General features: G+C 62.3%; 21 protein-coding genes. 8 read left to right on the forward strand and 13 right to left on the reverse strand.

The features are described from left to right. Position 1: 1 nt before the first annotated feature. The 4 genes from AC0L2M_RS18085 to AC0L2M_RS18100 all read right to left on the reverse strand — a co-directional run bounded on the left by AC0L2M_RS18085 (position 2) and on the right by AC0L2M_RS18100 (position 1,357). A complete protein-coding gene (locus AC0L2M_RS18085; RefSeq protein ID WP_287120983.1) occupies positions 2-169 on the reverse strand; it encodes a hypothetical protein in 168 nt (55 codons plus the stop codon). Position 170: 1 nt separating this feature from the next. Beyond that, positions 171-578 carry a hypothetical protein gene (locus AC0L2M_RS18090; RefSeq protein WP_027155370.1) on the reverse strand — a complete coding sequence of 136 codons (408 nt, stop codon included), beginning with the start codon at positions 576-578 and terminating at the stop codon, positions 171-173. Then, positions 578-805 (reverse strand): hypothetical protein, encoded by a 228-nt coding sequence (locus AC0L2M_RS18095; RefSeq protein ID WP_287074331.1) that lies wholly within the window; start codon positions 803-805, stop codon positions 578-580. The genes AC0L2M_RS18090 and AC0L2M_RS18095 overlap by 1 nt, the downstream gene beginning before the upstream one ends. 342 nt (positions 806-1,147) lie before the next feature. Next, positions 1,148-1,357, reverse strand: a complete 210-nt coding sequence (locus AC0L2M_RS18100; RefSeq protein WP_010915421.1) for a cold-shock protein — start codon at positions 1,355-1,357, stop codon at positions 1,148-1,150. A gap of 570 nt (positions 1,358-1,927) precedes the next feature. Between AC0L2M_RS18100 and AC0L2M_RS18105 the strand changes: the two genes are divergently transcribed. Continuing rightward, positions 1,928-2,107: a CsbD family protein gene (locus tag AC0L2M_RS18105; protein ID WP_473535546.1), complete on the forward strand. Its 180-nt coding sequence runs from the start codon at positions 1,928-1,930 to the stop codon at positions 2,105-2,107. A 68-nt stretch (positions 2,108-2,175) separates the two neighbouring features. Here AC0L2M_RS18105 and AC0L2M_RS18110 read toward each other — a convergent pair whose 3' ends face one another. Continuing rightward, complete coding sequence (locus tag AC0L2M_RS18110; protein WP_473535504.1) at positions 2,176-3,306, reverse strand: metallophosphoesterase; 1,131 nt, start codon at positions 3,304-3,306, stop codon at positions 2,176-2,178. 120 nt (positions 3,307-3,426) lie between these two features. On the opposite strand from AC0L2M_RS18110, the gene AC0L2M_RS18115 reads away from it, so the two are divergent. Next, a complete protein-coding gene (locus AC0L2M_RS18115; protein ID WP_473535505.1) occupies positions 3,427-4,014 on the forward strand; it encodes a hypothetical protein in 588 nt (195 codons plus the stop codon). A gap of 37 nt (positions 4,015-4,051) precedes the next feature. Here AC0L2M_RS18115 and AC0L2M_RS18120 read toward each other — a convergent pair whose 3' ends face one another. Continuing rightward, positions 4,052-4,717 carry a TetR/AcrR family transcriptional regulator gene (locus tag AC0L2M_RS18120; protein ID WP_473535506.1) on the reverse strand — a complete coding sequence of 222 codons (666 nt, stop codon included), beginning with the start codon at positions 4,715-4,717 and terminating at the stop codon, positions 4,052-4,054. 95 nt (positions 4,718-4,812) lie between these two features. Between AC0L2M_RS18120 and AC0L2M_RS18125 the strand changes: the two genes are divergently transcribed. The 4 genes from AC0L2M_RS18125 (at position 4,813) to AC0L2M_RS18140 (ending at position 8,226) form a co-directional block, all read left to right on the forward strand. Beyond that, complete coding sequence (locus AC0L2M_RS18125; RefSeq protein WP_473535507.1) at positions 4,813-5,595, forward strand: NIPSNAP family protein; 783 nt, start codon at positions 4,813-4,815, stop codon at positions 5,593-5,595. Positions 5,596-5,702: 107 nt separating this feature from the next. Next, entirely contained in the window at positions 5,703-7,100 is a 1,398-nt protein-coding gene (gene fumC / locus AC0L2M_RS18130) for a class II fumarate hydratase (protein WP_128169203.1), read from the forward strand. Between the two features lie 117 nt (positions 7,101-7,217). Beyond that, entirely contained in the window at positions 7,218-7,652 is a 435-nt protein-coding gene (locus AC0L2M_RS18135; RefSeq protein ID WP_287395108.1) for a DoxX family protein, read from the forward strand. A gap of 151 nt (positions 7,653-7,803) precedes the next feature. After that, positions 7,804-8,226: a DoxX family protein gene (locus AC0L2M_RS18140; RefSeq protein WP_128169204.1), complete on the forward strand. Its 423-nt coding sequence runs from the start codon at positions 7,804-7,806 to the stop codon at positions 8,224-8,226. A 45-nt stretch (positions 8,227-8,271) separates the two neighbouring features. On the opposite strand, the gene ppx is transcribed toward AC0L2M_RS18140, so the two are convergent. Both ppx and AC0L2M_RS18150 read right to left on the reverse strand, forming a co-directional pair. Beyond that, on the reverse strand, positions 8,272-9,807 hold the full coding sequence (gene ppx, locus AC0L2M_RS18145; RefSeq protein ID WP_473535508.1) for an exopolyphosphatase: 1,536 nt from the start codon (positions 9,805-9,807) through the stop codon (positions 8,272-8,274). Continuing rightward, the gene (locus AC0L2M_RS18150; protein WP_287341764.1) at positions 9,807-12,008 is read right to left on the reverse strand and encodes an RNA degradosome polyphosphate kinase; all 2,202 of its coding nucleotides are present in this window, start codon (positions 12,006-12,008) and stop codon (positions 9,807-9,809) included. Before AC0L2M_RS18150 ends, ppx begins: the two co-directional genes overlap by 1 nt. Before the next feature lie 319 nt (positions 12,009-12,327). Here AC0L2M_RS18150 and AC0L2M_RS18155 point away from each other — a divergent pair, with 319 nt between their 5' ends. Both AC0L2M_RS18155 and AC0L2M_RS18160 read left to right on the forward strand, forming a co-directional pair. After that, positions 12,328-12,573 carry a zinc-finger domain-containing protein gene (locus AC0L2M_RS18155; protein ID WP_091590655.1) on the forward strand — a complete coding sequence of 82 codons (246 nt, stop codon included), beginning with the start codon at positions 12,328-12,330 and terminating at the stop codon, positions 12,571-12,573. Positions 12,574-12,588: 15 nt separating this feature from the next. After that, entirely contained in the window at positions 12,589-13,815 is a 1,227-nt protein-coding gene (locus AC0L2M_RS18160) for an FAD-dependent monooxygenase (protein ID WP_473535509.1), read from the forward strand. 222 nt (positions 13,816-14,037) lie between these two features. On the opposite strand, the gene AC0L2M_RS18165 is transcribed toward AC0L2M_RS18160, so the two are convergent. The 5 genes from AC0L2M_RS18165 to AC0L2M_RS18185 form a co-directional block, all read right to left on the reverse strand. Next, positions 14,038-14,724: a TIGR02117 family protein gene (locus tag AC0L2M_RS18165; protein WP_473535510.1), complete on the reverse strand. Its 687-nt coding sequence runs from the start codon at positions 14,722-14,724 to the stop codon at positions 14,038-14,040. Between the two features lie 102 nt (positions 14,725-14,826). Next, complete coding sequence (locus tag AC0L2M_RS18170) at positions 14,827-15,630, reverse strand: amino acid ABC transporter ATP-binding protein (protein ID WP_023800620.1); 804 nt, start codon at positions 15,628-15,630, stop codon at positions 14,827-14,829. A 21-nt stretch (positions 15,631-15,651) separates the two neighbouring features. Beyond that, on the reverse strand, positions 15,652-16,809 hold the full coding sequence (locus AC0L2M_RS18175; protein ID WP_027155356.1) for an amino acid ABC transporter permease: 1,158 nt from the start codon (positions 16,807-16,809) through the stop codon (positions 15,652-15,654). Between the two features lie 4 nt (positions 16,810-16,813). Further along, on the reverse strand, positions 16,814-18,001 hold the full coding sequence (locus AC0L2M_RS18180) for an amino acid ABC transporter permease (RefSeq protein WP_473535511.1): 1,188 nt from the start codon (positions 17,999-18,001) through the stop codon (positions 16,814-16,816). A 63-nt stretch (positions 18,002-18,064) separates the two neighbouring features. Further along, positions 18,065-19,093: an amino acid ABC transporter substrate-binding protein gene (locus AC0L2M_RS18185; RefSeq protein WP_023800623.1), complete on the reverse strand. Its 1,029-nt coding sequence runs from the start codon at positions 19,091-19,093 to the stop codon at positions 18,065-18,067. Positions 19,094-19,214: the final 121 nt, after the last annotated feature.

A 19,214-nucleotide genomic window follows, 5' to 3' on the forward strand; every position in this document is an offset into this window, starting at 1 on the left:
GCTATTTTTTCTTCCTGGTCTTGCGCGACGCCACGTCCGCCGGCGACTTGAACAGGTCGGTCGCTGCCTCGGCGGCAACATCGGCTTTCGGCGCGGCGGCCGGCTTGGCCAGCTTTGCGGTGGCAGCGGCTGCTGCCGGCTGATCCTTGGCGGAAAATTTTATGGCCATATCAATCCTCGTCGGAGAAACGCGATGATGGTGCATTCGGGTTGCGAAGCCGGCCGATCAGCGCCGAGACCGCCGTGATGTTCATTTCCTCGGGCGACCAGTTCCTGGCCTCCTCGATGTGCCGGGGCGCCAGTTCGCGATGCGTGCTGCCGCTGTAGGCGGCATCCTGATGGGTGACGCGCTCATGGGTCTTGGCATTTTCACGGACATACTCGATCAGATAGTTCGGGCATTCGGAGCGGCCACGCACGCCGAGCCTGACCTGGGCATCGCCATGGGCGCGCTTGCAGCGCTCGAGCTTTTCGAGCACGCGCCGGACATACTCGACCGGCTTGTCGAGGGCTCCCACGACATCGGCGATGGTCGAATCGGCGGCGATCGCCTCTTGCGGGACGCGTTTGGTGGCCATCAGCGTTTGCCTGCGCGCTTCGGCGAGGCAGCGAGCGAGGCGGCTGCAGCCAGCTCGTCAGCTTCCTTTTCCAGGCGCAGTTCGCGCAGCCGCGCGGTCTTGGCTTCCCGGGCCTGGCTGGCAGCATCCTGCTCGGAAATAATGCGGTTGAGCGACATGGACTGGGTCTGGGTCTTGCTGAAGATGGATTCGGCGTGGTCGCGGGATTTCTTTGAAGTGGCGGTCAAGGTCTTTCTCCCGGTTCGGAGCGTAATGCCGAGCGAGACCGGTCTTTCGACCAGGACCACGCACAAAGCAATACGGCAGTCGGATTCAAATTGCTGGAGCACCCTTAACACGTTCAAGCGAACGCGCGGTGCTCTTTTCGAACTTTTGAAGCGCTCCAAAAGCAAAAGGCCAGGCATTGCCTGACCTCCTGCTGAAGCGTCGCGCGTCCAGCTGAACGCACTGATACTTTCTCATCTGCGCATGATCCTTTTTGGAAACTGATGTTTCCGGGGTCATCCGCTGGAATTAGCCGTTCACCGGTGCCAGTACATCCGTGGTCACCGGCGAGGCTGAATTCCGTTTTAGGCCGCCTTCAACTGATCGGCGGACATCTTGCCCGACTTGTTGTCGCGGACCATCTCGTAGCCAAGCTTCTGGCCCTCGACGATGTCGCGCATTCCGGCGCGCTCTACGGCCGAGATGTGGACAAAAACGTCGGCCGAGCCGTCGTCAGGCTGAATAAAACCGAAACCCTTGGTGGCATTGAACCATTTAACTGTGCCTGTGCTCATAACGAACCCTTTCCGTGGCAAATATTCGTTCGCCGTCATGCGAATGCACAACAGCGTTTGTTTCGATTTTGATGGGGGAAGTTCGTCAAAGGCGCGCCTGGACACGCGGATAACAAAAGTCGGTCAAACAAATATCGACGAATTGCTTTTACACTTCTTTTGGCGCCGTGTCAATTTTTTGCTTTCGCCGTCTGCTTCGTCGTCGGCGGGACGATGGCGGCACGCTGGCTGCGCAGGCAATTCGATGGCGGATCTGACGCCGAAAACGGGCCCAGCGCCAGCTGTTAAAAATGTAAAAAAAATCGCGCCATGCCGGGAACCATCTTGGCATCCATGCATTTTAAATATCGCCAGCAGTTCATGAGAGCAATCTCAGGAAAGGCTGACACAAAGGACGCCTCCCGTGCAATAAAACGCGCGAGGGGCGTTCTTTTATGCCGAGTAGCGATCGCCATGGCGGTCAGGGCCAAAGGCCGCGGCCTGTTGATTGACCGGCGAGGCAGGGTTCCAGAACCGAAAACCCAGCCGCCCGTTTTCCCAAACGACAGATTGATTCCGGGAGATGCGGCCATGGTGAATAAGAATCAGATTGCGGGCCTAGCCAAGCAGCTCAAGGGCTCGCTGAAGAAAGCCGCCGGCAAGGCCACCGGCAACAGGCACGTCCAGGCTGAAGGCGTGGCCGACAAGATCGCCGGCAAAATGCAGAAGGCCTATGGCGACATCAAGCACAAGCTCAGGAAGGTGATCTGAACCCTGCGCTGCTGTTTCAATTGCGATGAGGAAGCGGTTACGCGATCTGCTGCCTGCTCCCGTTGGCGTTAGAAGTTCAGGCGCTTTGAGAAAGCGTTGGTGAAGGCGACCTCGCCATGGTCGCCAACGGCTTCACCAAGCGCCACGTCCATGCTGTCGCCGCTCACCCGCGCCAGCGCGAAGCCGCCCATATAAGCGGCCTTCGGCTTGAACAGGTCGAGCCCATCGCCGCGATAGATCATCGCTGTCTCGTGCTGGTGGCCATGAAAGATGCCAATGACGTTGTAGCCCCTCACCGCCGCCAGCAGCGCCTGCCGGTCCGCTTCGCTCCACCAGTGCGGCGCACCAGTGCCTTCATCGTCGAAGGTTCCTTTGGCGGCATCCCACCGTTCGATCGAGAAAACATCCCAACCATAGTGCTGGAACAGGATGACGGGGCGGCCGTCCGCTGCATAGGTCGCCAGATCCTGCTTCAGCCATGGCAGGCCGGAGACCGCGCCATGGCCGGTGTCGCCGGCGAAACGGTGCGTCTGGACGAGATGCAGGCCGCCCCAGTCCCACGAGTAGCAGTCGGTGTCGATATCGTAACTGGTCACCGGCACCGGCGGCTTGAAGAACACGCCGGCGCGATGGTTGACCTCGACATAGTCGCGCATTTCACGGCGGTACCAGTCGACGTGATTTGGCGGGCCGTTCTGGTCGAGATCGTGGTTGCCGAGGCCGACATGGACCGGCACATGCACGCGATCGGGGCCGACGCCCTGCTGGAAACGCTGGCTGAACTGGAGCAGCTGCGTGCCTTCGCTGGGCTGGATGACCTGGCCGCCGCCGTCATCGGTCATGTCGCCGCCGACGACGAGGCCGAGCGGTGTGCCGATGCGGCTGCCGGCTGAGCGCAGGCTGGTGGCGATGCCGTTGATTTCGGCCGGCCAGTGCTTCTCGCCAATGGCGTTCAACGCGGCGACGCTGCGCAGCAAGGCGGCATCGGTCTTGCCTTCCTGCTGGCAATTGGGGCTCAGCCCGCTGGCCATACGGCAGGCATGGACATCGGCGACGAACAGGAAGGTGGCGTCGACAGGCGCAATGCGCTGTCCGGTCTGTCCGAGCGCCGGTCGCGCAAGGACGCCGGCCGCGGCCAACCCTGCTCCCTGCGTCAGGAAGCGGCGCCGGGAGAGTGACCCTGCCGAGATGCGATTCATGGCGTGAAATTCAGCACAGCCGGCGCCTCTTCGTCCAGTTGCCGCGAACGGTATGTCGACACGCTGCCGCAGGTCTGGCATTGCTTTCAGGTCAGGACTCAACTTGCGCGGGCAAACGCTATGAAGACTATATCCATCGCGACGGCACTTACCATCCTGGCGAGCGGCGCTCATGGTGCCGAGTGCATCGACGCCAAAGCCGCCAAGGCCGGATTCATTCTCGAAAGGCCCGGTATCCACAGCGAGTTTCGACCGGCGGCGGGTGGAATGGTGTCGGTCACCAACGAATACCAATCCCAATCGCCGCAGACGCAGTTTCTGTTCGGCGGTCTGATCGAGGTGTTTCGCGACAGTGAGACCGGTCAGCTTGCGATGATCCCGTTTTCGGATGTCAGAAAGCTGTTTCCGCTCAAGGCCGGGGCGAAAAGCACGACCGTTTTCGTCCGCCTCGCTGCAAACAAACAGCCGAAGGACACCGAGACGCTCGAGATCAACGTAAAAGGCAAGGAGACGTTCAGCCTGGGCGACTGCAAATACAACGTGCTGGCGGTCAGGCAGACGATCAAGAACGAGGCCGGCAAGACCCAGGATGAATTCACCGCGCTCTACGCTCCCGACCTGCAGGCGGTTCTGGCTAGGCGCTATGACGAGGGCACCAACGCCGAAAGCGTGGTTGGCTATGAGACCATCAAACCGCTGCCGAATTAAGTCCCGGCAGGGCAGAGAGCCGACTGGCGCTCCGGCATCAAAAGGCTTTGTACTGCCGCAGCACCCTGCGACGTCGCTTCGCTCTTGCTGAGGAAACTCCCTGCTCCAGCGCGTTCAGGCAATCGCGCAGCACAGCAGAATCCTGCATTGTCTTGGCCATCGACATGGCGCCGGAATAGGAGGCGACCGCGAGTGCCGCGAAGCGCTGCGGATCGGTGTCCTGCTCCCTGCCCGCTTGCTGGTCGGCCCTGACCTTGTCGGCGATCGCCTGGCGCCACGCCGAAAAAATGCCGGCAAGGGCGGTGCGGAAATCCGGATCGGCAAGCGACAATTCATGCGCCAGGTTGTTGAGCGGGCAGCCGCGCACGAAACCCTGTTCCTCCAGTTCCGCGGCCACTGCCTCGAACACGTTGCGCACGCCCTCGCGCGTCGAGCCTGCCGCCTGCACCGGCGCGATCCATGTTGCTTCGACGGCCGCGGCGACCCGCTCCTCGATCACCGCCAGCGCCAGCGCCTTCTTGGTCGGAAAGTGATGATGCAGCGCGCCGCCGGTGACGCCTGCCGCGGCCATCAGGTCGCCGAGGCTGGAGGCATGGTAGCCACGCGCCTGAAACGAGGCTTCGGCGACATCGAGCACGCGTTTGCGCAGGCCTTCCGGGTCGTTGGTGCGTTTGCCGGGCTGCGCCTTTGGGCGAGCGGTCATCTCTGCTGACATTTTTCAACGATAGCAGATTGACAAAACAGGACAACCGGTCTGTTTATAAAACAGGATGAACGCCCTGTTTTGGAGATTGCGCGATGAGCCTGCCCCTGAATGCCCGGTCCAAATCCGGCCTCAACGCCTCGCCGGTCGTCGAGCTCAGGCAATACACGCTGAAACCTGGCCGGCGCGACACGCTGATCGGCATCTTCGACGGTCACCTCATCGAGGGTCAGGAAGCGGCTGACATGACCATCATCGGTCAGTTTCGCGATCTCGACCGGCCTGACATGTTCATCTGGCTGCGCGGCTTCGAGGGTATGGAAGCGCGGAAAAATGCACTGACCGCGTTCTATGAGGGCCCCGTCTGGGCCGCCTGGCGCGACGCCGCCAACGCCACGATGATCTCCTCCGACGACGTGCTGTTGCTGAAACCGGCATCGCCCGGCGCCGGCTTCGATCTGTCGGGATCGCAACGAGCAGCCTTGGCTGGTTACGAAAAACCAAGCGGAGACAATCGCTTGTCGGATATTGTTGTCATCAAGATTCATCATCTGCGGCACGGCGCCGAAGCCGACTTCGCCAGCCGCTTCAAAACCGACGCGATTGCCGTGTTGGCGGCACATGGCGCGCGGCCACTTCCTGCGTTTGTCTCCGAACATGCCGAAAACTGCTTTCCCCGCCTGCCGGTACGATCAGGCGAAAATGTCTTCATCAGCGTCGCCGCCTTCGACAGCGCGGACGCCCATGCCCGCCACGAGGCAGTCCTTGCCAGTTCCCCGGAGTGGCAGGCATTCGAGCGGGATGCCCAGTCATGTCTGGCTAGATCGACCGAGACCTTGCGCCTATCTCCAACCTCACAGTCGCTGCTTGGGCGGTGAGAGGCGCTCCTTCAACCGATTTGCATCCTTGTCGCCCGCAATCTCCGCTTGAAGCCATTTGTGCAACGCGATACGCCGGTGCCGGGTTCGACAGACCGGAGAGACATGTGAGCGCGCCAGAGACCAGAACCGAAACCGACACGTTCGGCCCCATCGAGGTCGCCGCCGATCGTTACTGGGGCGCGCAGGCGCAGCGTTCGCTGGGCAATTTCAAAATCGGCTGGGAAAAGCAGCCGGCGTCGATCGTTCGCGCGCTCGGCATCGTCAAGCAGGCGGCGGCCGAAACAAATATGGAGCTGAAGCGGCTCGACCCGGCCATCGGCAACGCGATCATCGAAGCCTCTCAGGAAGTCATCGACGGCAAGCTGAACGATCATTTCCCGCTGGTCGTCTGGCAGACCGGCTCGGGCACGCAATCCAACATGAACGCCAACGAGGTGATCTCCAACCGGGCGATCGAACTGCTGGGCGGTGTCATGGGGTCGAAGAAACCGGTGCATCCCAACGACCACGTCAATATGAGCCAGTCGTCGAACGATACCTATCCGACGGCCATGCACATCGCCTGCGCCGAGCGCATCGTGCACGATTTGTTGCCGGCGCTCGGGCATTTGCACGCCGCGCTGGAGGCCAAGACCAAAGCATTCGCCCACATCGTCAAGATCGGCCGCACCCACACGCAGGACGCGACGCCCCTCACCCTTGGCCAGGAATTCTCAGGCTATGCCGCGCAGGTCGCCTCCTCGATCAAACGCATCGAGATGACGCTGCCCGGCCTGCAGGAATTGGCGCAAGGCGGCACGGCCGTCGGCACCGGCCTCAACGCGCCGGTCGGCTTTGCCGAGAGAGTGGCGGATCGCATCGCCGCGATCACCGGCATCGCCTTCATCACCGCGCCAAACAAGTTCGAGGCGCTGGCGGCGCATGATTCCATGGTGTTCTCGCATGGCGCCATCAACGCCTGCGCCGGCGCCCTGTTCAAGATTGCCAACGACATTCGTCTGCTCGGCTCCGGCCCGCGCTCCGGCCTTGGTGAACTGTCGCTGCCGGAAAACGAGCCGGGTTCGTCGATCATGCCGGGCAAGGTCAATCCCACCCAGTGCGAGGCGATGACCCAGGTCTGCATCCAGGTGTTCGGCAACAATGCGGCCGTGACCTTCGCCGGCAGCCAGGGCCATTTCGAACTCAACGTCTACAACCCGCTGATGGCCTACAATTTCCTGCAGTCGGTGCAACTGCTCGCCGACGCCTCCATCTCGTTCACCGACAATTGCGTCGTCGGCATCGAGGCGCGGGAAGACAATATCAAGGCCGCCCTCGACCGTTCGCTGATGCTGGTGACAGCACTGGCGCCGACCATCGGCTACGACAACGCCGCCAAGATCGCCAAGACCGCTCACAAGAACGGCACAACCTTGCGTGAGGAAGCGCTTGCCACCGGGCTGGTCAGCGAAGCCGACTACGACCGCCTGGTTCGGCCGGAGGAGATGACGCATCCGGGATGATCTTGCGCTGATCGCTTTACTGCGGTGAACAATCTGTAACCAAATCTGCATCTTTGGTGAACAGTCGCCCTGCTCTATGTGGATGGGCACCACAACCCCTCCCGGAGAGAGCCCATCATGTCCACCAACACGTCCGTTGCCGGTTCCGGCACCGTTTCGAACGCCGCTTCCAACGCCTCAGGCACCATCCTGCTCGGCCGTATCCTGCTTTCGGTCATCTTCGTGCTTTCCGGTTTCGGCAAGCTCACTGCGATCGCCGGCACCGCCGGTTACTTCGACAGCATGGGTCTGCCGATGCCGACCGTGACGGCGATTGTCGTCGGTCTGCTCGAGCTGCTCGGCGGCCTCGCCATCCTCATTGGCTTTCAGACCCGGATCACCGCCTGGGTGCTGGCAATCTTCACCGTCGCCACGGGATTGGTCGCCCACACCGGCTGGGCCGATCAGATGCAGATGATCAGCTTCATGAAGAACCTGGCGATTGCCGGCGGCTTCCTCGTACTGGCTTCCTCGGGCGCCGGCGCCTATTCGGTCGACGCCAAGCGCGGCTGAAGCAGTCCAGGAACCACTTGCAGCAAGGGGCGCGGAATTTTCCGCGTCCCTTTTTCGTTGTCGGTTTATGCCCGTCGATCAGCCGGCCGGACTTTCTGCTAGGATGAGGTGTCGGGGTGAAGCCAACCGCCGCCGACGTCGGAGGTGACCAATGCCCCGCAATGCGCTGCTTCTGCTTTCGCGGCTGCTGCTCGCCGCTCTATTCGTTCCGTCCGGCTTTCACGCGCTTACCGACATTGCCGGCACATCGGGGTATTTTTCCGGCCTTGGCCTGCCGCTGCCGACACTCGCAGCCTGGGCGACGGGCCTGTTCGAAATGATCGCCGGACTGCTCATCCTCGTCGGCCTCAAGACGCCGATCGTGGCGCTCCTGCTTGCCGCTTTCTGCATCGCGGCAGGCTTCATCGGCCACTATGGCCAGGGCGGCGACGATCCGACGCTGACCTTCATGCATTCGCAGATGCTGATGAAGGACATCGCGCTATCGGGCGGTTTTCTGGCGCTGGCAATGGCAGGCGCCGGCGCCTACTCGATCGACGGACGGATGCTTCGGATCGGCGCTGAAACGACTTGACCGACACAAGCTGCCGGATTGAGCCGAATACTTGACTGACCCAGATTACTTGGCTGGCATAGTGGGGCCGCCCTCGACCGCCAGCACCAGCCGGCGATTGGTGACCCTCGCCAGTTGCGCCAGTCGTCCGGCCGGCCGCTCGCCGTAAAGATCGGCCAGCGACGCCGGCAGCACCAGCGCCAGCACGCCATTGCCGCGCCTCTCCCATTTCAGCCGCGGCATGACCCCAGGCATTGCCGCCGTCAGCAGGTAGACGACGCGCATCACCGCGGCCAGCACACGGGCGCGCTCGATATAGCGCGGCGTCGCCAGCGCCTTGATTTCCGGCGCAATCGATTCGTTGAAGATGCCCTCATGACGGTAGGCGTTGGCCAGCGCCAGGAAGGCGCGGCCGGGATGGTCGACACCGATGAAGGAGGCGTGGGCAATGATGTTGAGCGATTGCTTGCCCCGGTATTCGGGATGCGCGCGCCAGCCGATGTCGGCAAGCAGGCAGGCGGCCTGGCGGTAGCGCGCCTCGTCGACCGTCTCTTCGATGCCGAAGGCGGCGAAGGTCTTGCCCGTCCACTCGACAAGCTCATGCGCGTGGGTGACCGAGCGCGAACGCAGCCGGGCGAGTTCTTCCGAGGCCGAGATCAGCGGATCCGCCTTCTGCTCGGCTTTATCGAGCAGCGAATAGAGAAAGCCCTCGCGCACGCCAAGTGCCGAGACGATGATCCTGGACGGCTGCATCGCCGCCATGATCTCCTGCAGCACGATGGCGCCATAAGGCAGCAGCGAGCGGCGGTTCTTCGAGACGCCTTCGATACCCCTTATCTTCTCGATCTCGCCCTTGGCGACTTGCTTGAGGAAGTTCGCAGCGCTGTCGATGCCGATCTCGTAATGGTGCATGACGCTCAGCGGATAGCTGGTCATTTCCATGTACAGCCGAGCGAGGTTTCGCCAGGTGCCGCCGACGGCATAGAACGGCCTGCCCTGCCCGCCTTTCAGCAGCTTTGCCTTCGCGAGTTCGTCGCGCGCTATCTTTGCCGCTTGGGCCAGTGAGTTCTTGGCCATGTCCTGCAGGCGCAGGCCGCCCAGCGGCAGCGTGATGCCGTCGCCGATTGCCTCGCCATCGACGTCGACCAGTTCAAGGCTGCCGCCGCCGAGGTCGCCGGCGATGCCGTTGGCCGGGTGGAAGCCGGAAATGACGCCAAGCGCTGAATAGTGGGCTTCCTGGCGCCCGCTCAGCACCTGGACCTCGGTCTTGAGCACATCTTCGGCGCGGTGGATGAAATCGGGGCCGTTGACCGCCTCGCGGGCGGCGGCGGTCGCCAGCACGTACATATGCTCGGCGCCGGCCTGCTCGGACAGCGCGCGGAAACGCCGAAACTCCTCCATCGAACGGGTCACCGCCTCGGGATCGAGCTTTCCGGTCGAGACGATGCCGCGACCGAGGCCGGCCAGCATCTTTTCGTTGAACAGTGTGGTCGGCGAGCGCGCCAGCCCCTCATAGACGACAAGCCGGATCGAGTTCGACCCGATGTCGATGATGGACAGCGGTCGGCGGTCCTGAAGCCGGCCCTGGGACGTTGAAATCATCAGCCGGTCGCTGCGGCGTTTTTCTTGCGGCGCTTGAACTGCGCGATGCGCTTGGGCGCATGCGATTTCAGCGCATCGCCGCGTCCGGAGAGGCTCGGATTGGTCATGAAATATTCCTGCGCGTTGAACGGTTCCTCGCCCTCCTCGAGCGTGGCGCGCCGGGAGGTTCCGTCAGCCAATACGTCGAAACTTTGCTGGTTGTCCATGATGTTGCCCAGCATGATCTGGCCGAGGACTTGTTCATGCACCGTTGGATTGGTGATCGGAACCATGGTTTCGACGCGGCGGTCGAGATTGCGCGGCATCAAATCGGCCGATGAGATGTAGACGATCGCCCCGTCCGACGGCAGTCCATGGCCGTTGCCGAAACAATAGATTCGGCTGTGTTCGAGGAAGCGGCCGACGATCGACTTGACCCTTATGTTTTCCGACAGGCCCGGCACTTGGGGCCTCAGGCAGCAGATGCCGCGCACGACGAGATCGATCTCGACGCCGGCGCGGCTGGCGTCATAGAGCGCGTCGATGATGATCGGGTCGACCAGCGAATTCATCTTCATCCAGATGCGGGCCGGCCTGCCCTCCAGCGCATGGCCAATCTCGTCCGAAATGTGCTTGAGGATGCGCTTGCGCAGCGTGAACGGCGAGGTGGCCAGCCGCATCTCCTCGGTCGGCTCGGCGTAGCCGGTGATAAAATTGAACAGCTGGGCGACATCGCGGGCGATTGTCGGAGCGGTGGTGAAGAAGGACAAGTCGGTGTAGATGCGCGCGGTGACCGGATGGTAGTTGCCGGTGCCGAGATGCACATAATTGCGCAGCTTGCCGTCCTCGCGCCGCACCACCAGCGACATTTTCGCGTGGGTCTTCAGTTCGAGGAAGCCGAACACGACCTGAACGCCGGCGCGCTCGAGGTCGCGCGCCCAGCGGATGTTGGCTTCCTCGTCGAAACGTGCCTTGAGCTCGACCAGCGCGGTCACCGACTTGCCGGCCTCCGCCGCGTCGACCAAAGCGCGCACGATCGGGCTGTCGTTCGAGGTGCGATAGAGCGTCTGCTTGATCGCCACCACTTCCGGATCGGCCATCGCCTGGCGCAGGAACTGCACTACCACGTCGAAGGATTCGTAGGGGTGATGAACGATGATGTCCTTCTCGCGGATGGCGGCGAAACAGTCGCCGCCGTGCTCGCGGATGCGTTCGGGAAAGCGCGGATTGTAAGGCTTGAATTTGAGATCGTCGCGGGCGATGGCGACGATCTCGGAAATCTGGCTGAGCGCCAGCGGACCGGTGAGCACGCTGATCCGGCTCGACGAGACGCCAAGCTCGCCGGCGACGAACTCGCGCAGTTCGGCCGGCATCAGCTTGTCGAATTCGATGCGGATGACCGAGCCGCGACGACGCCGTTTCAGCGCCGTCTCGAACAGGCGCACGAGATCCTCGGACTCCTCCTCGACCTCGATGTCACTGTCGCGGATGATGCGGAACGTACCGGAGCCCTTGACCTCGTAGCCGGGGAACAGCTTGCCGATATAGAGGCCGACCGCTTCTTCCAGCGGAATGAAGCGGACATGATGCTTGCGGTCAGGCAAGCGGATGAAGCGCTTCAGCGCCACCGGCAGACGCAACAGCGCGCTCATCTCCTCGCCATTCCTGCGGTGGCGCAGTTGCAGCGCCATCGAGAAGCCGAGATTGGGAATGAACGGGAACGGATGCGCCGGGTCGATCGACAGCGGTGTGAGCACCGGAAACACCTGCTCCTGGAAATGATCCTCGAGCCAGGTCTTCTCGTCCTTGGTCAGCCCATCGCGGCTGATGCTCTCGATGCCTTCCTTGTCGAGCAGCAGCATCAGAGCGGATAGGCTGTTCTGCTGGTCCTCCTGCAGGCGCTCGACCTCGCGCAGCAATTGTTCCAGCTGTTGTTCAGGGGTGCGGCCGTCCGCGCTCTTCAGCGTGATGCCTTCGCGAACCTGGCCGGCGAGACCGGCGACACGGACCATGAAGAACTCGTCGAGATTGGCGGCCGAAATCGACAGGAAGCGCACCCGCTCGAGCAGCGGATGGTTGGCGTTCAGCGATTCTTCGAGGACGCGGCGGTTGAATTGCAGCCAGGAAAACTCGCGGTTGACGAAGCGGTCCGGATTGCCGCCCTCTGGGCTCGCCACCTCGACAGTGGTGAATTCGCTCTGCACCGGCTTTAGTTCGTTCATGGTTCCTGCTCGTTTCGCACCCGCTGGCCACAGCGTCGCGCGTCGTTGCGGACGCGCAAAAGGACGCTCCCGCCACTTAAGCTACGCATGATCCCCAGCAAAACCGAATTCGGTTTTCGGGGCCATGCCTTAACCGGCTTAGCTTATCCTGTGACAGGCTTTTACGACAGTTTGATTTCATCGATCTTGCAAAGAGACTGCTTATGATCCAGATGCAATCCAGGTACAGCGCGGCGCGTCCTTTGGACGCGCAAAGGACGCGGTGGAATTTTGATTTTGCACATGATCCGGGGTCATGCAGCAAATATAGGAGACGACGATGGCAGGCGGTTCCATTCCCCATTTCCAGAACGATGCGGGTTATGCGGCGATCGACATCGGCGTCAAGGAATTCATGTGCACCGGCGCCAACCCGCCTTTCGACCATCCGCATGTGTTTCTCGACATGGGCGACGACAATGAAAAGGTCTGCCCCTATTGCTCGACGCTTTATCGCTATTCGCCAAAGCTGAAGGCGACGGAAACGCAGCCTGCCGGATGCCTCTATATCCACCAGGCCGCCTGACGCGCACACCATCCGATGGACGACACCCGGTCCCGGCAGGTCGTTATCGCCGGAGCCGGCGTCGCCGGACTGACCGCGGCACTGGCGTTTTCCGAGCGCGGCTATCTGGTGCGGCTGTTCGAACAGGCGCCGGGCCTCGAAGCGGCCGGTGCCGGCATCCAGCTCTCACCCAACGCGACGCGCATCCTTCGCCAGCTCGGCGTGCTCGACCGGCTGTTGCCGGCGGCGGTGCGGCCGGAGGCGGTCGTGCTCAAGGACGCCGCCACGCTACGTGAGCTGGCGCGGGTGCCGCTTGGCGAAGCGGCCGAAAGGCGCTGGCAGGCGCCTTATCTCGTCGCTCATCGGGCTGACCTGCAAGATGCACTGATGGCGCGCCTTGCCGAACGGCCGGACATCAGTCTCGTCACCGGCGCGCGCGTCGGCGGCATCGCCACAGGACCGCGCCATGCCACGGCAACAGTCGAGATTGCCGGCAAGACAGTCGAAGCCGGCGGCTTTCTGCTGATCGGCGCCGACGGCGTCTGGTCGGCGATCCGGGCTTTTGGCGGGTTTGCGGCCAAAAGCCGGTTTTCGGGCGAGCTTGCCTGGCGCGCTACGATCAGTGCAGACAGTGTCGCAGGAGAAGCCCTTGCGGCGGTCGGCGCCGCCAATTGCGTGACCACCTTCCTGCATCCCGGCTTCCACCTCGTCGCCTATCCGGTCAGCAACGGCACGGCGTTCAACCTGGCTGCCTTCACCAGGGGCGAGATCATCGCCGAGCGCTGGTCGGGCCACGCCGACCCCAATATCCTCCTCGGCGCCATGCGTGGCACGGCGGCAGCACTGGCCCGGCTTGCCGAGGATGCCGGCCCGTGGGCTGCGTGGCCGATCCATACGGTAGACCAGGCACAGCCATGGACGACGCCCGCCGGCATCGCGCTGATCGGCGATGCGGCGCATGCGATGACGCCGTTCGCGGCGCAGGGGGCGGCGATGGCGATCGAGGATGCCGCAACCCTTGCCGGCTTTGTCGCCGCCTCACCCGCCGATCCCTGGGGCGCGCTTGCCGCCTGGGAGAAGATGCGGCGGCCGCGTGTCGCCAAGGTCGCCCGCCGCGGTGCCGTCAACCGGCTCGCCTGGCATGCAGCGGGGCCGGTGGCCGTCGCGCGCAACCTGTTCCTGAAGTGGCGCTCGCCGGAAAAGCTCGCGGCCGATCTCGACTGGCTCTATGGCTGGCGGCCGCCGGATGGCGATCGGCAATGAAAGCTCGACCGGTTGGCGGGACAGCGCCCCCTTCTGTCCTGCCGGACATCTCCCCCACTTGGGGGGAGATCGGCCGTCACCTCGGCTTTTGCCAATCTCCAACGTTGCAGGATGAAGCGCGGCGCCGAAACTGAATATCTCCCTCCTTGGGCCTCCTTGTGGGGGAGATGTCCGGCAGGACAGAGAGGGCGCGCCGGGATGAGGCGCTGATTACCCGGAGCATCAATTATAAATCCGCATCGACAGGTCGAGTGAGGCCGGCAGCGGATTCCACCAGCCTGTCCGCAGGCCGGCGATACGCAGAGCCGCCGCTGTCCAGGTGTTGCAGCCAACCAGCGCATTGAAATGGCCGTTGGCTTCGTAGAAGCGGTCGAACTTGGAATAAGCGGGATTCTCGATCAGGATCGGACCGTTCGGCCCTTGCTGGAAACTCGCCGCGATGAAGTCGAGCAGCGCTGCAAAACGCTGCTCGCTGATGTCGAAGCCGGCGACGTCGGGGTGCGGCTCGACAATGTTGCCGGCGACATCGACATGCATCACCGATGCGTCCAATGTCAGCGCCTTCATCACCGGCGCCGCCTTCAGTTCCGACCAGGTCGGCGTCTCCAGATAGAAGGCGCGGCCTCCCCAGCCGAAGACGATGTAGCGGACCCCAGCCATGTCGGCCGGAATGCCGCCACCGACCAGGAAATGGAAGCGCTTACGCACGTCGTCATCGACCGGGATGGCGATATCTGTGTGGATCGGATTTTTCAGCACCAGGACGTGCCTGGTGGCGGCGGGATCGGCGGCGGCCGCCGGCAAGAGCGGCCGTGAAATGAATGTGCCCAGAACCACGGCAAGCACGATTGCCACCACCAGAATGGCGAGAAAACGCCCAAGCTTTTTCACGAGGGACGGCTTTTTCATGAGGGACGGCTCGCAATCGGGGCGCAATCGCCTGCTGACGGCTCAGACGCAAAAGAGCCCGGCAGGGTTTCGGCCGGGCTCTTTTGATTCGCGTGAGAGCAATCAGTGCAGGATTTGCGACAGGAACAGTTTTGTGCGCTCGTGGCGCGGATTGTCGAAGAACTCGGCTGGCGTGTTCTGCTCGACGATCTGGCCCTGGTCCATGAAGATCACCCGGTTGGCGACCTTGCGTGCAAAGCCCATCTCGTGGGTGACGCAGAGCATGGTCATGCCCTCTTCGGCGAGGCCAACCATCGTCTCCAGCACTTCCTTGATCATTTCGGGATCGAGCGCCGAGGTCGGCTCGTCGAACAGCATGATTCGCGGATTCATGCACAACGAGCGGGCGATGGCGACGCGCTGCTGCTGGCCGCCGGAAAGCTGACCGGGATATTTGTTGGCCTGTTCCGGAATCTTGACACGCGTGAGGAAGTGCATGGCGATTTCCTCGGCCTGCTTCTTCGGCGTCTTGCGCACCCAGATCGGCGCCAGCGTGCAGTTTTCCAGGATGGTCAAATGCGGGAACAGGTTGAAGTGCTGGAACACCATGCCGACCTCGCGGCGCACCTCGTCGATCTTCTTGAGATCGTTGGTCAATTCCTTGCCGTCGACGATGATCTTGCCCTTCTGGTGCTCTTCCAGCCGGTTGATGCAGCGGATCATCGTCGATTTGCCCGAGCCCGAAGGGCCGCAAATGACAATGCGCTCGCCGCGCATCACCTTCAGGTTGATGTCCTTCAGCACATGGAATTCGCCGTACCATTTGTGCATGGCGATGATGTCAATGGCGACATCGGTGGTGGAAACCTGCATCTTGGCGGCATTGACCTTGATCTCTTCCGCGCTGACTGCATTTTCTATTGTCATGGAAGGTTCCCTTTTTTGTTCTTAGCGCTTGTGGCCGGTGTCGAGCCGGCGTTCCGTGAACATCGAATAGCGCGACATGCCGAAACAGAACAGCCAGAAGACAAAGGCAGCAAACACCAGGCCGGACCTGGCCGTTTGCGGCGTTGCCCAGTTGGGGTCGTTAAAATTCTGTTTGACGACGCCAAGCAGGTCGAACATCGAGATGATCGAAACCAGGCTGGTGTCCTTGAACATGCCAATGAAGGTATTGACGATGCCGGGAATGACCAGCTTCAGCGCCTGCGGCAGCACGATCAGGCCCATTTTCTGCCAGTAACCGAGGCCGAGCGAATCCGCACCCTCATACTGGCCCTTGGGGATCGCCTGCAGGCCGCCCCGCACCACTTCGGCCATATAGGCAGCGGCAAACAGCGAAACACCGATCAGCGCGCGCAGGAACTTGTCGAAGCTGACGCCGGCCGGCAGGAACAGCGGCAGCATGACGCTGGCCATGAACAGCACGGTGATCAGCGGGATGCCGCGCACCGTCTCGATGAAGATGACGCACAGCATCTTGACGATCGGCATCTTCGAGCGCCGGCCGAGCGCCAGCACGATGCCGAGCGGCAGCGACACGGCAATACCGACGAAGGACAAGGTGAGCGTCACCAGCAGCCCTCCCCATAGCGGGGTTTCGACATGCGGCAGGCCGAACACGCCACCAACCAGCAGGATGAAGGCAAAGATCGGCAGCGCCCCGAAGAACAAGATGGCGTTCAGCCCCTTGCGCGGCACCTTCGGGATGAGCAGCGGCACCAGAAGCGCCACGAACAGGATGGCGACCAGGATCGGCCGCCAGCGCTCATCGATCGGATAGCGGCCGAACATGAACTGGCCGAACTTGGCGTTGACGAAGGCCCAACAGGCGCCGGACCAGCCGTCCGGCTGGACGCCGCCCTGTGCCGCCGTGGCGCAAAAGGTACGGTCCGCGCCGGTCCATTGGGCGTTGATGAAGGCCCAGCTGATCAGTTGCGGCAGGATCATCGCGACCAGCACGATGCCGATGATGGTCAGGATCGTGTCACCGGTCGACGCAATCAGGTTCTTGCGTATCCAGGCGCCCAGGCCGCGCTCGCTTGCAGGCGCCGACTGTGCCAGCGCCATTTCGACGCGGACGAAGGAAAGATCGTGCTCCTGCATGTCGCTACCTCTCCACCAGCGCCATTCTGGCGTTGACCACGTTCATGACCGCCGACGTCAACAGGCTGAGTGCGAGATAGACCACCATCATGATCAGCACGCACTCGATAGCCTGACCGGTCTGGTTCAGCACCGTGCCGGTCGTCGCCGTCAGATCCGGGTAGCCGATGGCGATGGCCAGGGACGAGTTCTTGGTCAGGTTCAGATATTGGCTGGTCAGCGGCGGAATGACGATCCGCATGGCTTGCGGAATGACGACAAGCCGCAGGATCGATCCCGGCCGCAGCCCGAGCGCACCGGCTGCCTCGGTCTGACCCTTATTGACGCCCATGATGCCGGCCCGCACGATTTCGGCGATGAAGGCCGCCGTATAGAAGGACAGCGCCAGGTAGAGCGACAGGAACTCCGGCTTGATCTGAAAGCCACCAGTCAGGTTGAAGGTCGATTGCTTTGGATAATCGAAGCTCAGCGGGAAGCCGCTGAGCGCGTAGGCCAGCAACGGCAAGCCGATGATCAAAGCCGCCGATGTCCAGAACACAGGGAATTGCTGGCCGGTCGCCATCTGCCGCTGACGCGCCTTGCGGGCGACGAACCACGCCATGGCGATGCCGAGAAGCAAAGCAACCAGGATCAGCCAGGAGCCTTCGCCCCACACGGCGCGTGGAAAATAAAAGCCGCGTTGGTTGAGAAAGGAGCTGAACGGCAAATTGATGCTTTCACGCGGCGGCGGCAGCACCGAAAGCACGCCGGAATACCAGAAGAAGATGACCAGCAGCGGCGGGATGTTGCGAAAGACCTCGACATAGACCATACAGATCTTGCGGATCAGCCAGTTGTGCGAAAGCCGGCCGACGCCGAGGATAAAGCCGATGATGGTGGCGGTGACGATGCCGGCGGCGGCAACGATGAGGGTGTTGATAAAGCCGACCACGATGGCGCGGCCATAGGTCGAATCCGACGAATAGGCGATGGCGCTGTCACTGATGTCGAAGCCGGCGCGACCCCTGAGGAAGCCGAAGCCTGACGCAATGCGCAGGCGCGTCAGATTGTCGATGGTGTTTTGGACGATCCACCAGACCAACGCAACCAGCACGATGACGACCACCGCCTGGAAGACTATGCCGCGGACCTTTGGATCATTGATGAAGGAGCCGCGGCTTGGCTCCTCGCGAAGAATTTCCTGCGATGCCATTCGACCATCCCCTGGAAAGAGAAACCGGGAGGCAGACGATCTGCCTCCCGGATCACATTTCGATCAGCGGATCGGCGGAGAGTATTGCAGACCGCCCTTGGTCCACAGCGCGTTGATGCCGCGCGCGATCTTCAGCGGGCTGCCCGACCCGACATTGCGTTCGAACATTTCGCCGTAATTGCCGACGGTCTTGACGATGTTGACGACCCAGTCGTTGGAGACACCGAGATCGGTGCCGATCTTGGTATCGGCCTCCTGGCCGAGCACGCGCTTGATCTCGGGATTGTCCGAGGCCTTCATTTCCTCGACATTGGCCTTGGTGATGCCGAGTTCCTCTGCCTGCAGCAGCGCAAAATAGGTCCACTTGACGATGTGGTACCACTGGTCGTCGCCCTGGCGCACGGCCGGTCCGAGCGGCTCCTTGGAGATGATCTCAGGCAGCACGACGTGGTCGGCGGGCGCGCCCAGCGTCAGCCGGATGCCGTAGAGACCTGATTGGTCGGTGGTGTAGACATCGCAACGGCCGGCGTCATAGGCCGCGTCCACCTCTGACAGCTGTTCGAATACGACCGGGCTGTACTCCATCTTGTTCGTCTTGAAGTAGTCGGCGAGGTTGAGTTCGGTCGTGGTGCCGCTCTGCACGCAGACCGCCGCGCCCGAAAGCTGCAGCGCGGAATTCACCCCCGGCAGCTTCTTGGCGTTGATCATGAAGCCCTGTCCGTCATAATAGGTGACACCGACGAAGTTCAGACCAAGCGCCGTATCGCGGTTGATGGTCCAGGTGGTGTTGCGCGACAGAACGTCGATCTCGCCTGACTGCAGTGCGGTGAAGCGTTCCTTGGCACTGAGCGGCGTGAACTTGACCTTGGTGCCATCGCCGAACACGGCGGCCGCGACAGCGCGGCAGAAGTCCGCATCGATGCCTTGCCAGTCGCCCTTGTCGTCCGGCGCCGAGAAGCCGGCCAGACCGGTCGACACGCCGCATTGGATGAAGCCCTTGGCCTTGACGTCGTCGAGCGTGGCCGCCGACGCGGCCGAAGCCACCAATCCAAGCGCGGCGGCGCCCAGAATGCCGATTGCAATGTGTTTCATAACCCACAGACCCTTTTCTGTTTTTTTCAGGCGAACCTGACTTTTTTTTCCGTGTGAACGCAGCTTCCCGTTCCGGCCCATTACCGGAACCCGCATCGCAACCGACGCGCTGCCTCCCATT

The sequence above is a fragment of the Mesorhizobium sp. WSM4806 genome (assembly GCF_055811635.1).

Bases quoted from the DNA above. Each gene is read 5' to 3' on its own strand.
- AC0L2M_RS18140 (WP_128169204.1), top strand. From the start codon at position 7,804: ATGCCCCGCAATGCGCTGCTTCTGCTTTCGCGGCTGCTGCTCGCCGCT.
- AC0L2M_RS18085 (WP_287120983.1), bottom strand. From the start codon at position 169: ATGGCCATAAAATTTTCCGCCAAGGATCAGCCGGCAGCAGCCGCTGCC.
- ppx (WP_473535508.1), bottom strand. From the start codon at position 9,807: ATGATTTCAACGTCCCAGGGCCGGCTTCAGGACCGCCGACCGCTGTCC.
- AC0L2M_RS18155 (WP_091590655.1), top strand. From the start codon at position 12,328: ATGGCAGGCGGTTCCATTCCCCATTTCCAGAACGATGCGGGTTATGCG.
- AC0L2M_RS18115 (WP_473535505.1), top strand. From the start codon at position 3,427: ATGAAGACTATATCCATCGCGACGGCACTTACCATCCTGGCGAGCGGC.
- AC0L2M_RS18135 (WP_287395108.1), top strand. From the start codon at position 7,218: ATGTCCACCAACACGTCCGTTGCCGGTTCCGGCACCGTTTCGAACGCC.
- AC0L2M_RS18185 (WP_023800623.1), bottom strand. From the start codon at position 19,093: ATGAAACACATTGCAATCGGCATTCTGGGCGCCGCCGCGCTTGGATTG.
- AC0L2M_RS18090 (WP_027155370.1), bottom strand. From the start codon at position 578: ATGGCCACCAAACGCGTCCCGCAAGAGGCGATCGCCGCCGATTCGACC.
- AC0L2M_RS18170 (WP_023800620.1), bottom strand. From the start codon at position 15,630: ATGACAATAGAAAATGCAGTCAGCGCGGAAGAGATCAAGGTCAATGCC.
- AC0L2M_RS18175 (WP_027155356.1), bottom strand. From the start codon at position 16,809: ATGCAGGAGCACGATCTTTCCTTCGTCCGCGTCGAAATGGCGCTGGCA.
- AC0L2M_RS18110 (WP_473535504.1), bottom strand. From the start codon at position 3,306: ATGAATCGCATCTCGGCAGGGTCACTCTCCCGGCGCCGCTTCCTGACG.
- AC0L2M_RS18125 (WP_473535507.1), top strand. From the start codon at position 4,813: ATGAGCCTGCCCCTGAATGCCCGGTCCAAATCCGGCCTCAACGCCTCG.
- AC0L2M_RS18160 (WP_473535509.1), top strand. From the start codon at position 12,589: ATGGACGACACCCGGTCCCGGCAGGTCGTTATCGCCGGAGCCGGCGTC.
- AC0L2M_RS18120 (WP_473535506.1), bottom strand. From the start codon at position 4,717: ATGACCGCTCGCCCAAAGGCGCAGCCCGGCAAACGCACCAACGACCCG.
- AC0L2M_RS18150 (WP_287341764.1), bottom strand. From the start codon at position 12,008: ATGAACGAACTAAAGCCGGTGCAGAGCGAATTCACCACTGTCGAGGTG.
- AC0L2M_RS18180 (WP_473535511.1), bottom strand. From the start codon at position 18,001: ATGGCATCGCAGGAAATTCTTCGCGAGGAGCCAAGCCGCGGCTCCTTC.
- AC0L2M_RS18105 (WP_473535546.1), top strand. From the start codon at position 1,928: ATGGTGAATAAGAATCAGATTGCGGGCCTAGCCAAGCAGCTCAAGGGC.
- AC0L2M_RS18100 (WP_010915421.1), bottom strand. From the start codon at position 1,357: ATGAGCACAGGCACAGTTAAATGGTTCAATGCCACCAAGGGTTTCGGT.
- AC0L2M_RS18165 (WP_473535510.1), bottom strand. From the start codon at position 14,724: ATGAAAAAGCCGTCCCTCGTGAAAAAGCTTGGGCGTTTTCTCGCCATT.